The organism is Sphingobium sp., from assembly GCF_033795625.1.
Classification (GTDB): domain Bacteria; phylum Pseudomonadota; class Alphaproteobacteria; order Sphingomonadales; family Sphingomonadaceae; genus Sphingobium.
This window is the reverse complement of the sequence record NZ_JARYGI010000002.1, coordinates 49,784-63,460: the sequence shown is the minus strand read 5'-3', so window position 1 is coordinate 63,460 and position 13,677 is coordinate 49,784. Positions and strand designations below refer to the sequence as shown.

Below are 13,677 nucleotides of genomic sequence, written 5' to 3'. Positions count from 1 at the left end.
TCAGGCGGCAGCCTTTTCCACCGCGGCGCAGATCCGGTCGACCACATCCTGTACCTGCGCGGCGCTGTCGCCCTCCGCCATGACACGGATCACCGGCTCGGTGCCGGATGGCCGGATCACAAGGCGGCCTGTGCCGTTCAGCTCCAACTCGGCCTGTGCGATGGTCCGCTGGACATCGTGATGGTCCAGTGGCTTGCCGCCAGAGAAGCGCACGTTCTTCAGAAGCTGGGGGACAGGATCGAACTGATCGAGTAGCTCGCTGGCAGGCTTGCCGCTGCGCACCAGCGCGGCGAGCACCTGCAAGGCCGCAATAGTGCCGTCTCCAGTCGTCGCATAATCGGACAGGATCATGTGGCCCGACTGTTCGCCGCCCACGTTGAAGCCGCCCTCCCGCATTCGTTCCAGCACATATCGGTCGCCGACCTGAGTGCGTTCCAAGGCAATCCCCTGCCCGCTCAAAAATCGCTCAAGACCGAGGTTGGACATCACGGTCGCGACCAGCCCACCACCCCGCAATGCACCGTCGCGCGCCCAGTTTGCCGCGATCAGCGCCATGATCTGGTCGCCGTCCACGATCTTGCCCTTTTCGTCGACTATGATGAGGCGATCCGCATCGCCATCCAGCGCAATGCCGATGTCGGCGCCGGACGAGAGCACCGTTTCCTGCAGCAGCAATGGTGAAGTGGAGCCACAGCCGTCGTTGATGTTCGTGCCGTTGGGCGTCACGCCTACCGCAATGACCTCCGCGCCAAGCTCCCACAGGGCAGATGGAGCGACCTGATAGGCGGCGCCATTGGCGCAGTCGATGACGATCCGCAGGCCATCGAGACGCAGCTCGGCAGGAAAGCTGGATTTCACTGCGTGAATATAACGCCCACGAGCATCCTCCACGCGGCGCGCACGTCCGATATCGGAAGACGCGGCCAGCGCAATTTCGCCCTGCAGCAATGATTCGATCTTCAACTCGTCTGCGTCGGACAGCTTGTAGCCATCAGGTCCGAACAGCTTGATGCCATTGTCATAAAAGGGATTGTGACTGGCGGAGATCATCACGCCCAGATCGGCGCGCATAGAATGGGCCAGCATGGCCACGGCTGGCGTCGGGATGGGCCCGAATTGCACGACATCCATGCCTACCGCGGTAAAGCCCGCGACCAGAGCGTTCTCGACCATATAGCCCGACAGCCGCGTATCCTTGCCGATCACGACCCTATGGCGATGCTTGCCCCGCAGGAAATGCGTGCCGGCGGCCATGCCAACCTTCATCGCGAGGTCCGGCGTCATGGGCCAGGCGTTGGTTCGCCCCCTTATGCCATCAGTACCGAAATATTGCCTGCTCATGCCCGCTCCGCACTTTGTGTAGCCTGACGGACGGAAGCCGCCCTCTGCTTCAGCCTATACCCAAATTACATCGACATTCCACCATGGTAGGGCCATTCAGAACAGATGGAATCGTTCAATCGTGCCGTCGATGCACTTTCCGCCGCCGTGTTTTTCAAGGTTCCGATGTTTGGAGCGCAGATCGAACTGATCGTGCTCTATCTGGCCCTGCCGATGCTATTCTTCACCATATGGCTCGGCTTTCCCAATTTGCGGGCAGTCGGACATGCCCTTCACGTGCTGCGCACCCAGCCGCGCGAAGGCGAGGCAAAGGGCGACGTCAGCCAGTTCGCCGCGCTGACGACTGCGCTGGCAGGGACTATCGGCCTGGGCAACATCGCCGGCGTGGCGGTGGCGCTCACCATGGGCGGACCCGGCGCCATCCTGTGGATGTTCGTGATCGGCTGGTTCGCGATGACGGTGAAGATGGCGGAAGTGACTCTCGGCCTGAAGTATCGGGTTCTGGACGCGCAAGGCCATGTCCATGGCGGCCCGATGTATGTCCTGAAAGCGGTGCTCGCACGGCAAGGATGGCCTCGCGTCGGTTTCGCTGTCGGAGCGGTATATGCTTTCTTCGCGCTATTCGGCGCCATTCCGATGGTGCAGGTCAATCAGAGCTACGCCGCAGTCTCGGCCGTGACGGGCTTCACCAATGGTTGGGTCTACGGAATTGGGCTCGCGCTTGCGGTGTCGCTAGTGACGCTGGGCGGCGCGGCCTGGCTCGGCCGCGTGGCCAGTCGCCTGACGCCGCTGAAGGTGGCCGTGTACCTGATCGGCGTGTTCGCGGTCCTGATTATCAACGCAGACGCCATCCCGGCAGCGCTGGCGCAGATCTGGAATGGAGCATGGTCCGGCACCGCCGCGACAGGCGGAGCGGTCGGGGCGTTCGTCGCGGGTATGCGCCGCGCGGTATTTGCCAGCGAAGCAGGCGTGGGATCGGCGGTCATGGCGCATAGCCTCGCCCGGACCGACGAGCCTGTTTCGGAGGGGATGGTGGCGCTGCTGGAACCTCTGCTCGGCACGATGATCGTCTGCGCCTTGGGAGGACTGGCGCTCGTCGTTGCCGGGACATGGAATGATGGGCTAGAGGGTATAGACATCACCACCGCCGCATTTGCCGGGGTCGCGACTTGGTTCCCTTATGTGCTTGCAATCGCAGTGGTGCTGTTCGCATATTCGACGCTGGTGGCATGGGGCTTCTACGGGCTGCAGGCGTGGGGCTATCTCTTCGGGCACAAACCGCGTGCCCAATTGACCTACAAAATCCTCTATATCGTTGCGCTGCCACCCGCCGCAGTCATCGATCTAGGCCGCGTCATCAGCATAGTGGATTGCAGCTTTTTCCTGATGGCTGTTCCGAACGTCATCGCCCTCTATCTCTGTGCAGGAGAGTTGCGGCGCGACATCAGAGATTACTGGAGCCGCAAGCGGGGAACAGCCACGGCATGAAGATCAATGATCATAGGCTTTCGGCAGTGTTCCGGGGGCGGGTATCGCATAGCGATCGCGCAACTTCGTCTGCCGGTTTTCAAGTGGCTGCTGTTTGCCGTCTATGAACACAGCGGTCGCTGCCGAGCTGAGTTCCAGCGGATCGCCGTCCCATATCACGACATCGCCAACCCGCCCCGCGCGCAAGGAACCCAGACGGTCCCCAACGCCCAAAGCTTCGGCGGGAGCAGAGGTGATCGTGCGGAACGCCTGACCCCAGCTTAGCCCGGTCGCGCCGGGGATCTTCTGGAGCGCGACCATGTTCCCGGCCTGCTGCATGGCCCATCGAAGCTGCACGGCGTCGTTGCCTTCGGTGAGACCCAGCGCCACCAGCACTCCCGCCTCCATCATCCGGCCGACGTTCGATTGCGTCGCGGCCAGCTTTTCGAAGCTGGAGGGCAGATCGGTAAGACCGGCGGCGATGACAGGTATCCGGGCAGCAGCAATCTGCGGCGCCACCCGCCAGCCCTCCGATGCGCCGACGAGCACGATCTTCAGCGCGGCAAATTCCTCGCGCAGGGCAATGACGCTGAGGATGTCCGCACTTCGCTCGACATGGACGAGCAACGGCACCTTCCCCTGCACGACGGGCACGAGCGCCTTTGCATCCGCGCGAAGAAGCAGATTGTCCTTTGATCGGCCGTCGTACGCCGCCGGGTTGCGGGCATAGTCCTGAGCCTCGCCAAGCAACGTCCGGAACATCAACTGCGCAGCGGCGCGGCTGCCACCGGCTTTGTCCGCGCCGGCCTCGCCCAACTCTACATATTGAAACGCACGCGCCTGCGTAATCGCGTTCATATCTGCGCCGAGGTCGATGATCGCACCCTGCCCTGCGAATATGCTGGCACCCGCGGAGGGAACGACCACAGCGCGAGTGACGCCGCTGGTCCGATTGATGGCAACGGGATTGACCAAAGGATTGACGGCGGGCGCGACATCGATCGCGGCGGAAAAGGGCGATTTAGGAGCCTCGCTGTCTTCCGTTTCGCCGACAGCTTCCACTTCCACCAGACCCACGCGTGAGAAACCGGACATTATGCCCGGCGTGACCCATTGGCCGGTTGCATCGATCCGTTGCGCCCCCGCCGGGACTGCCACCCCGGCGCCAGCAGCGACCACCTTGCCATTGACGATCACGACGGTGCCATTGTCGATAGGCTCCGAGCCGTCGCCTATGGCAAGCTTTCCCCCGGTGATAGCAATCGTCTGCGCCGAGACAGGTGCGGTGACAAAGGACAGCGCAACTACGCTGGCGAACAGGGCGAGGGGTCGGCGCATCATTTCGTATCTCCTGCGCCGATCTGACCCAGTTCGAAATCACTGACGGGGCGTCGCTTCGGATCATTGGCATCGTACATCAGCGCGCCATCGATCCAGACGCGTTCCGGACGCGTGTAGATGCTGAATGGATTGCCGTTCCAAAGCACGACATCAGCCATCTTGCCAACCTTGAGGCTGCCGGTTTGATCCGCGATGCCCATCGCTTTCGCCGGGTTATAGCTCAGCCACTCCCAAGCGACCTCTTCGGGGATGTCGATGCCCATGCGCTTGCCCGCGGCCCGCGCCTTCGATGCCTCCTGGTTGAGGCGCTGAATTCCATTCTCATCGTCGCTGTGGACGATGGCGCAGGCCCCAGCATTCTGAACGAGCGGGATATTCTCGCGGATGCCGTCATAGCTTTCCATCTTGAAGCCATACCAGTCCGCCCACATCGCCGAGCAGATGCCGTTCTGCTTCAGAAGATCGGCGATCTTATAGCTTTCGACGGCGTGGTGGAACGCAGTCACCTTGTAGCCGAACTCCTTGCTCATATCGATGACGTTGGCCATCTCGTCCGCTCTATAGCAGTGGTTGTGGACAAGGATCTTGCCCTCCAACACGTCGGCCAGCGTCTCCATGGCCAAGTCGCGCATCTGTTCCTTGTTCGCGGCGCGCTTGATCTGATAGGCACGCGCTTTGATCCAGGTCTGGCGATCGACGGCGATGTTGCCCATGCGCGTGCTCGGTTGACGCCCCTTAGCGCCATAGACGCGCTTTGGGTTTTCGCCGCACGCCATCTTCAGGCTGTAAGGCGCGCCGGGGAACTTCATGCCCTGCTGCGTGCGGGCAGGCACATTCTTGAGAGTGACGCCCCGCCCGCCGAACAGGTTCGCGGAACCAGGAAGTATCTGCAGCGACGTCACACCGCCATTTACCAGCGCGCGTGAGAAGCCCGGATCCTGCGGCCAGATGCTGTGCTCTGCCCATACGTCGGCGGTGACGGGAGATGTCGCTTCATTGCCGTCGCTCAGCGCGTCCACTGACGGCGAAGGGTAGTCGCCGAGATGGCTGTGGATGTCGATGATGCCGGGCGTAACATATTTGCCGGTGCCGTCGAACACTGCGACATCGGCAGGGATCGGCGTATCCGGCCCGCCGACTGCGGTGATCTTTCCCCCGGAAAGGAAGACCACGCCGCGTTCGATCCGACCACCCTCGCCATCGAGAATGGTCGCGCCTCGGATAGCGGTCGGGACTCCGGGATAAGGGGCATAGGTCGAAGGGTACGGGTTTTCGGGTTCGGTGGACGAACCAGAGGGCTTGGCGCTGGCAGTCTTGGGCTCTTCGGAAGATGATGCGCAGGCCGCGAGCAAGAGCGGCATGCACAGTGAAATAGCCTTCAAACGCATCAGCGGGGTTCTTCCTTGATCGAGTAGCCGTCGACGACCGCTTCATCGGCTCCCCTAACGCCCGGTCCGGGACCAGCATCGGTCAACAAGTCGAGATGCATCATCCTCTTTATCAAGGGCGAAACGAGCACGACGAGGATACCCACCACCATGACTGACCAGCCCAATCGGCTATATACTTCCAGCACCTTCTCCGGTCCCGCGCCTTCGCCGCCAGTCGCCCGCGCGATCAAGCCTGCCACGAAATTCCCGGCGGCGGTGGCCAGGAACCAAGTTCCCATCATCAGCCCGGCGATGCTGCCGACGCTGAGGCGCGTCATCGCGGAGAGACCTACGGGCGAGAAGCAGAGTTCGCCCATGGTATGGAACAGATAGATGCCAAAAATGAAGATGACCGGCGTCAAGTCGGCCCCGGCGGCCGCCGCGCCGCCGACCAGAACCAGGAAGCCGACGCCGATAAGGATCAGGCCGATGCCGAATTTGGCAGCAGTGTTGGGTTCTTTTTTCCGTCGCCCAAGCACGGTCCACAGAACCGCAAACAAGGGCGCGAGCAGGATGATGAAAAGCGAGTTGACCGACTGGAAAACCGAGGCAGGTACTTCCCAACCGAGGATATTGCGGTCGACCTGCCTGTCCGTGAAGATGTTTAGCGAAGATCCCGCTTGTTCGAACAGCCCCCAGAACAGCGGATTAAGCGCAATCAGGAAGAGCGCCGCCAGGATGCGGTCACGATCGACCTTCGTCATGGTCGTGAATATCCGGTAGAGGATGTAGAACACCGTCGCCAAGGCAAACGCCAGCAGTGCATATCCCACTACTTCCTGATAACGGATCAGGCCCCAAATCCCGATAACGGAAAGGGCAGCAGCCGCGTAGATGGTCCATTCACGGCTGATACCCAGGGACGACCGTTCCGTCAGGATCATTGGCTCGCTAGGTTCGCCTGCACCGCGTAGCGTAGGGCGGCAGAGGACGAAAACGACCAGGCCCAGCAACATGCCGACGCCAGCGGCCCCAAAGCCCCAGGCCCAGCCCATGGTTTCCCCCAATATGCCACATACGATCGGCCCGAGCATGCCGCCGATGTTGATGCCCATGTAGAAGATCGAATAGGCGGGATCGCGGCGCACATCGTCGCGCGGATAAAGCTGGCCCACCATTACGGAAATATTGGCCTTCAGAAAGCCGGTGCCGATGATGATGAAGGACAGAGCCAGATAAAAGCCGTTGAGGTGGAAAGTATTCTGGCCCGTCGGTCCCTCGGTGATGGCAATTAGAAAATGACCGATGGCTATGAAGATGCCGCCGCAAAGCACTGCCTTGCGCGCGCCGAGATAACGATCGGCCAGATAGCCGCCGATAACGGGTGTGATATACACCAGCGACGTATAGGCACCGTAGATCAGATAGGCCTTGTCGTCGCCAAACAGGAAATGCTTGGTCAAATAGAAGATCAGCAGGGCGCGCATGCCATAATAGGAGAAACGCTCCCACATCTCGGCAAAGAAGAGGACGAAGAGCCCTGTCGGATGCCCCAGAAACGTTCCTTGCGACTTATCGGTCAGATCATATTGCGTCGCCATCCGGCTGAACCCTTGCGCTTGACTTTCACCTGCTCAACGGAGGCGATTGAGTGACAGCCTAACGCAATCAATCCCAGCCTGTCAAAATGTTGCTGCGATTGGGAATATTGTTCCAAGCGTTCTCGGGAATGCTTGCGCACCTTCAATACGTGTTCCATTTAGCCACCATGTTCAATGACCTGTCTTCTCCCCTGACCCTGCTACGTACCCGGCGATCCGGTAAGCCGCGTGATCTCGTCGCGCCCGGCCCAGACGCCGCGCAATTGCGTGTGATCCTCGAAGTCGCGGCGCGAACTCCGGATCACGGCAAGCTTGCTCCTTGGCGGTTCGTAGTCGTGCGTTCCGATCAGCGCGATGCGTTGGCGGCCCTGCTGGAGCGTGCGTACAAGTCGGAGAATCCTGCCGCCGGGAGGCTGGAGCTCGACTCCATGCGACAATTCGCCATACAGGCGCCGACTTTGGTAGTGGCGATTTCCAGCCCCAAATCGGAGAGCAAGATTCCCGTCTGGGAACAGGAATTGTCCGTGGGCGCGGCCATCATGAATCTCCTGAATGCGACGCATGCAAGTGGCTATGCCGGAGGCTGGCTCACCGGATGGCCAACCTACAACAGCATGGTGCGTGACGCATTCGGATCAGCGAATGAACGGATTGCAGGGTTCGTGTTCATCGGCACCCCAGGCCGACCTTTGGAGGAGCGCCCGCGCCCTGATTATAATAGAATCGTTTCGGAATGGGAAATATAACGTCTCAAGATAGGGCAGCGCTTGCCTAAGAGTACCTTGACGTGAGCGGCTGTATTATGGCACTGCATCAGTCATGGCCGACGAAACCAGACCCGTCTATCTGCGCTTGCGCGACATAATATCTGCCTCGATTCTCGACGGCGAATATCAGGACGGCGACATGCTGCCCTCCGTCCGCGCCTTTGCCGCCAAACAGGGGGCCAACCCCCTGACGGTCGCCAAAGCGTACCAGAGTTTTCAGGACGATGGCCTGATCACCGTCAAGCGCGGAGTTGGCATGTTCGTGGCCGAAGGCGCATCGCGGCGGCTTCGCCGAGCGGAGCGTGCACATTTTCTCGAAAACATATGGCCGCCGGTTGCGGCGCAGATGCGGCGCATTGGCGTGTCGCTGAACGACCTCACTATTGAGGAAGACGCTTAGCTTAGGGTACCCTGCCCCACGCGCACAACCTTCAGGTGATGAGCCAACAGGCTATTTGCCGGTGCGAGGCTAACCGCTTTCTCAAGAAGATCGATGCTCGCCTGATGTCGCCCACCAGCCTTGAACAACATCCATCCATAGGCATCCGCGGTTATCGGGCTGGCAGGCATGAGCCTATAGGCGTGTGCTGAATAAGCGACTGCGCGGCGCACATCGCCTAGTCCCAGATAAGCCCAGGCCAGATCGGCAATCAGCAAAGCATCGCCATTCCCGATTCTCGCCCGCACGACTTCCAGCGCCTCGGCTGCGCGTTTCCAGTCGCCGCTGCGCATCCATGCCGTCGCCGCCAGCCGATTGGCCGCCACGCTGTTCGGATTCTGCTCCAGATACAAGGCAAGCGCTTCTTCGGCTTGCGCCGTTTGACCGCTTCTGTTCCAGGCGATCGACAGCCGCAGGGCAGTGCTCTGCGAATAACTGAGATTTGCCGCGGCCGCATAGCTTTGCGCAGCCCGGTCCCAGCGCCCCACTTGTGCCAGCGTGTCCCCCAGGGCCACATGGGCTTCCGGCGCGCCGCGGTTCGCGTCGCGCAAGCTGGAAGCGCGGGCAAGCGCGGTATCGGCACGACCCCGCGCCAGCAAAGCCCGGATATAGGAAATGTTCGGCCCGGCAGCATCAGGAGAGGCATCGGCAACGGCTCCAAGAGCATTCGGGTCGGGGTCCAGCGGCAGCAACGCCGTGGCGTCCAGTTGAGGGGTCGCGGCGCGTGCCAGCAGAACTTCGGCAGCCTCCCTGTCGCCTAGCGCTTCATAAACACGGGCTGTGATCTGCAGGGTATAGGCATCGGCATCTGGCAGCCCAGCAAGCGGGACCAGCGCTGCCCGCGCCTCTGGCAACTGTCCGGACTGGAGCAGCGCACGTCCGTACAACAGGCGGGCCTGAAAATTGAAGGGCTGACGCTCGACCAATGTTGCAAGAGCCTCAGCCGCCAATGTCGCATTGCCGCCGTCGAGATGCAGAATGCCACGCAGCAGCAGGGTTGCAGGCTGCCCGTCCAGTCTGTTCCCGACCTTTGCCAGCATCCGCCGCGCAAGATCCATATTCCCCGCACGCGCAGCCATCACGGCCTGCATCAAGAAGGCGCGCGGGTTGTTGGCGTCAAGCGCCAGAACACGGCGCGTCAGGGAAAGCATCCGGCCCGCCTGTCCGTAGTCGGCCAATGTTGCGGCATATTCGATGAGTGCAGGCAGGTAGTTCCGATCGATCGCCAGTGCCTGTTCGAACCAGGGCAGGGAAGCTTTCAGCCCATATTGGCTGCGGATAAGTTCGGCGCGCAGCAGGATGGCTTCCGGGCTGCGTGGCGCGAGTGCGATGGCGCGATCACTGGCCACCAACGCTGCCGCGCGGTTCCCAGCGCCAAGCTGGAACCGGCTGAGATCGATCCACGTCGCGGCATCTTCAGGTGCAAGGGCGACGGCGCGATCAAATGCGGCGGCCGCCTCCTGCGTGCGTCCCAGTTCGCCCTGTGCACAAGCTTCGATCCGTGCCGCGTAACCCGCCTGCTCTCCTATGACGTCGGGAGCGCGCGCCTCGGATAGGGCGAGAGCCGGTTCCCCGCTCAGGAGGAGAGCGTGCGCCATGAGGTGCCGAGTGCTTCCCGGCGTCGCGCCCAACTCGCGTGCCCGCTCCAGTTCGGCGCGCGCCCCTCGCCCGTCGCCCAGCGTCAGCATCACCCGCGCTTGGGCAGTGCGGGATGCGGGCCATGACGGATCGGCGCGGATCGCGTTCATCAGTTCGACGCGTGCTGCCCGCGGGTCCCCTTTCGCCAAGGCAGCCAGCCCGCGCTGAAGCATCGGCCGCGCATCCTCCCGGCTTCCCGCGAGCAATTGCTGCACCGGCATGGCGATGGCGAGGCATCCCGCTACTGCAACGCCGATGCAGAGCGCTAATCTAGCCCTTTTCACGCCTGCATCTCGTACTGCTTCAGCAGGTCGTAAAGCGTGGGTCTGCTTATCCCCAGCAGCTTGGCAGCATTCGATATGTTGCCCTGCGAGGTTGCGATGGCACGGCGGATGGCGCGGCGATCGGCCACTTCTCGGGCCGCCCGCAGGTTGATGAGCTCGAACCCTTCACCATCGCCCGGCAGGTCGAGGTCGGCCGCCGTGATCAACTTGCCGTCAGCCATTATGACGGCCCGCTTCATTCGGTTTTCCAGTTCCCGGACGTTGCCGGGCCACGCCCATGCGTCCAGCGCCGCCAGCGCATCAGGCGCCAGCCCCTTGACCGCCGGGTTCATCTCTCGCGCAAATCGCGAGAGGAAGTGCTTCGCCAGCAATGCAGGATCTCCGGAGCGATCCTTTAGCTTTGGAATGGGGATCACGATCTCGGCAAGGCGATAATACAGATCTTCGCGAAAGCTGTTCGCCGCGATCATTGCTTCCAGATTCTGGTGTGTCGCGCAAACGATGCGGGTGTCCACCGCGATTCCCTCTATCACGCGCTCCTGCAGGAAGCGTAGAATCTTCACCTGTATGGGTAGCGGCAGATCCCCGACTTCATCGAGGAAGAGCGTTCCACCTTCGGAGCTTTCGATCTTACCCGGTGTAGCTTTGATAGCACCGGTGAGCGCGCCCTTCGCATGGCCGAACAGCTCCGCTTCAAGCAGCGTTTCCGGTATTGCTGCACAGTTGATCGCCACGAACGGCCCGCGCGCACGGGGACTTGCCTCATGCAGCCCCCGCGCCAGCAGCTCTTTGCCCGTGCCGCTGGCGCCTAGCAGCATGACCGAGACATTGGCAGTCGCCACTCTTTCGATGGTACGCGCGACCTTCAGCATTTCAGGCGCGGCGGTGATCAGACGGCCCAGGACCCGGCTGTCGGCAGCAGGCTGTTCCAGCAGGCGGGCGTTCTCGCTCTCCAGTGCGTGCACGTGAAAAGCCCGGCGGACAAGCAGGCCCAATTCATCGATGTCGACGGGCTTCTGGTAGAAATCATAGGCCCCGCCCGACATGGCGGAAAGCGCGCTTTCGCGGGCGCCATGTCCGGAAGCGACGATAACCTTCGTGTCCGGCTTGATGCGCAGGATTTCGGACAGCGTCGCAAAGCCTTCGGTGGTGCCATTCGGGTCCGGCGGCAACCCGAGGTCGAGAGTTACGACGGCAGGCGCTTCCGCCCGTAGAAACTCAATGGCTTCCTCTCGGTCCCCGGCAATGAACAGCTGGTAATCCTCATAAGCCCAGCGCAGTTGCCGCTGAAGGCCCGGATCATCCTCCACGATGAGCAATTTGGGTCGGGTGTCGGCCATCAGGCTGCCTTTTCCTGCTTGTTAGGCAGCCTACCAGCGCCCTTGTTTTCCGGCGCGATCGGCAGATGCAGAGCAAAACTGCTTCCCTGGCCAAGGCGGCTTTCCACCTCGATACGGCCACCCATGGCGTGTGCAAGTTCGCGTGCCTCGAAGGCGCCGATCCCGAAGCCTCCCGATTTGGTGGAGTTGAAAGGTTTGAACAGGTCGCGGCGAACGAACTCCGCACTCATGCCGCAGCCGGAGTCTGAGACAGTCACGACGGCAAAGTCGGACGACTCCTCCACGTCTATGCGGATTGGCTCGCCTTGGCTGCTCGCGTCTATCGCGTTTTGCACGAGGTGCAGCAATATCTGTTCCAGACGTTGCGGGTCGGCGAGAGCGCAGGCTGCCATGCCAGTAACTTCCACAGGATGGTGATGCCTTTGCGTCGCGGCGACCTTGCGTACGATGGGCTCGAGATCGACGGGTATTGGCTCCTGCTTGCGGGCCTTGTTATGCTGGGACAAACGGGCAAGCAGATCGTTGAGCTTACCGACTGAATCTCCAAGCGTCAGGATCATGTCCTTCCGAAACGCGGGATTGTCAGCATGGCGCTCGGCGTTGCGTGACAGCAGCGAAAGCTGGCTGACGAGGTTCTTCACATCGTGGATGATGAAGGCGAAGCGCCTGTTGAACTCGTCGAAACGGCGGGAATCCTCCAGCGCCTGCTGGCCTTGTGCTTCGCTGATGTAGCTTGCGACCTGACGCCCGGCGGCGCGCAGCATGTCCAGGTCTTCCCAATCTAACCGGCGGTTCACGCTCGGGCGGCCCAGCACGATCGCGCCTGTTAGTCGCCCGAAATGGATCAGCGGCACCAGAGCCCAGGCTGTCGTGTCGGCAAGCATCCACGATGGCACGTTTGTGGGGCCATGACCGCTACGCGCTTCGTCAAGATCAATGATCCAGCCACTGCGTTCCAATGCCGACGCATCCTCGGCGTTTAAAGGCTCATGAGAAGGCGAAGTCGTGGGCCAACTCCAGATACGATCGACGCCAAGACCCCCTTGACCGTCATGCAGCAGCAGCATTCCGCAGGACGAGTCGGTAAGATCCGCGACAGCTTTCACCGCGCGTTCATTGAGGGGCGCGGCAGAGCTGCCGGGCGCGCCGATCGTATCGATGAAACGGATCCACTCGATCCGATAGTCGTACCGATGCTGGAAAAAATGCTTGGAGATCTGCACCTTCAGAGCGGAGCGAAAGCGGTTCGAGGGCAGCAACACCAGCGAGGCGACCAAGGTCGCAAACAATATGCCCGTTTCGACCACGCGTGCATGCGATCCGAACAGCCATTCTATCACCGAAATGCCGGCTGCCATGACGATCAGGTACAGGCTGACGGCCACCAAGGAGAAAGACCGGAACGCCACCGTGCGGGACACGCGAAGGCGCCACTCCCCGCCATGACGCACGCCGATCGCCAGGACCACAGCGAGCAGCGCCATCCAGATGCCCCGCATGGCATATAGTTCGCCAAAGCTGCCACGCGCCAAGGCAGCCAAAGTGTAGAGATTGAGATCGTATGTCCACATCGCAGCCAGGGCCGCCATCACCAGTGCGATGCGCGAGCGTCCCTCCGGCGCGGAGATCGTGAAAAGATGGTGGACGAGCACCAGCGCACCGACAGCGAACATCATCCGCAACAGCACGCCGAGCATTGCCGACGCATCGGGATCACCCGAAATTATGAAGGGCTCCACTTCATCCGTCGCAATCTGAGCCAGCAACAGCGTGCCCAGAATCGCGTAGATGATCGTAATCGATGCGGGATGGTCCGAGCGGCGACCTTCACCCCGCCGAAGCATCACGAACATGAAGAGCAACCATCCGCCGTTGCGCAGACTTTCCGAGATGCCCGACGGCGCCGTGCTTACCCCGCGAAACGCGGTGTGAAGCCCCCAGAAGGCAGTGAAGAAAAGCGCAGTACATAGCAGGTCACGTTCCGGCGCCGCGCCATGGCTGCGCAGCACGTAGATGGTCAAGGCAGCGAACATCGCTGCCGCCATTGCGTGGCCTCCATTTCCGATCAGTTGGAACGCTGTTCCCATGC

The 13,677-nt window shown here is 61.5% G+C and carries 10 protein-coding genes; 3 read left to right on the top strand and 7 right to left on the bottom strand.

Annotated elements, in window-relative coordinates:
* On the bottom strand, positions 1-1,341 hold the full coding sequence (glmM, locus tag QHC67_RS01445; protein WP_319290181.1) for a phosphoglucosamine mutase: 1,341 nt from the start codon (positions 1,339-1,341) through the stop codon (positions 1-3).
* A 105-nt stretch (positions 1,342-1,446) separates the two neighbouring features.
* On the opposite strand from glmM, the gene QHC67_RS01440 reads away from it, so the two are divergent.
* A complete protein-coding gene (locus QHC67_RS01440) occupies positions 1,447-2,829 on the top strand; it encodes an amino acid carrier protein (RefSeq protein ID WP_319290179.1) in 1,383 nt (460 codons plus the stop codon).
* Positions 2,830-2,832: 3 nt separating this feature from the next.
* Here the strand turns inward: QHC67_RS01440 and QHC67_RS01435 are convergent, their stop codons facing one another.
* Genes QHC67_RS01435 through QHC67_RS01425 form a run of 3 tightly spaced genes read right to left on the bottom strand, consistent with a single transcriptional unit; the run spans position 2,833 to position 7,120 of the window.
* Positions 2,833-4,146, bottom strand: a complete 1,314-nt coding sequence (locus QHC67_RS01435; protein WP_319290421.1) for an amidohydrolase family protein — start codon at positions 4,144-4,146, stop codon at positions 2,833-2,835.
* Positions 4,146-5,510 (bottom strand): amidohydrolase, encoded by a 1,365-nt coding sequence (locus tag QHC67_RS01430; RefSeq protein ID WP_413818470.1) that lies wholly within the window; start codon positions 5,508-5,510, stop codon positions 4,146-4,148. Before QHC67_RS01430 ends, QHC67_RS01435 begins: the two co-directional genes overlap by 1 nt.
* Positions 5,511-5,536: 26 nt before the next feature.
* Positions 5,537-7,120 carry a peptide MFS transporter gene (locus tag QHC67_RS01425; protein ID WP_319290175.1) on the bottom strand — a complete coding sequence of 528 codons (1,584 nt, stop codon included), beginning with the start codon at positions 7,118-7,120 and terminating at the stop codon, positions 5,537-5,539.
* A gap of 167 nt (positions 7,121-7,287) precedes the next feature.
* Between QHC67_RS01425 and QHC67_RS01420 the strand changes: the two genes are divergently transcribed.
* Complete coding sequence (locus QHC67_RS01420; RefSeq protein WP_319290419.1) at positions 7,288-7,866, top strand: nitroreductase; 579 nt, start codon at positions 7,288-7,290, stop codon at positions 7,864-7,866.
* Between the two features lie 73 nt (positions 7,867-7,939).
* Complete coding sequence (locus tag QHC67_RS01415) at positions 7,940-8,287, top strand: GntR family transcriptional regulator (RefSeq protein WP_319290173.1); 348 nt, start codon at positions 7,940-7,942, stop codon at positions 8,285-8,287.
* Here QHC67_RS01415 and QHC67_RS01410 read toward each other — a convergent pair.
* The 3 genes from QHC67_RS01410 to prsK are packed head-to-tail and all read right to left on the bottom strand — an operon-like array spanning position 8,284 to position 13,675.
* Positions 8,284-10,248, bottom strand: a complete 1,965-nt coding sequence (locus tag QHC67_RS01410; RefSeq protein ID WP_319290171.1) for a tetratricopeptide repeat protein — start codon at positions 10,246-10,248, stop codon at positions 8,284-8,286. The genes QHC67_RS01415 and QHC67_RS01410 overlap by 4 nt on opposite strands.
* Positions 10,245-11,588, bottom strand: coding sequence for a PEP-CTERM-box response regulator transcription factor (prsR, locus tag QHC67_RS01405; RefSeq protein WP_319290169.1), 1,344 nt, complete (start codon positions 11,586-11,588; stop codon positions 10,245-10,247). Before prsR ends, QHC67_RS01410 begins: the two co-directional genes overlap by 4 nt.
* Positions 11,588-13,675, bottom strand: coding sequence for an XrtA/PEP-CTERM system histidine kinase PrsK (prsK, locus tag QHC67_RS01400; protein WP_413818468.1), 2,088 nt, complete (start codon positions 13,673-13,675; stop codon positions 11,588-11,590). Before prsK ends, prsR begins: the two co-directional genes overlap by 1 nt.
* Between the last annotated feature and the right edge of the window lie 2 nt (positions 13,676-13,677).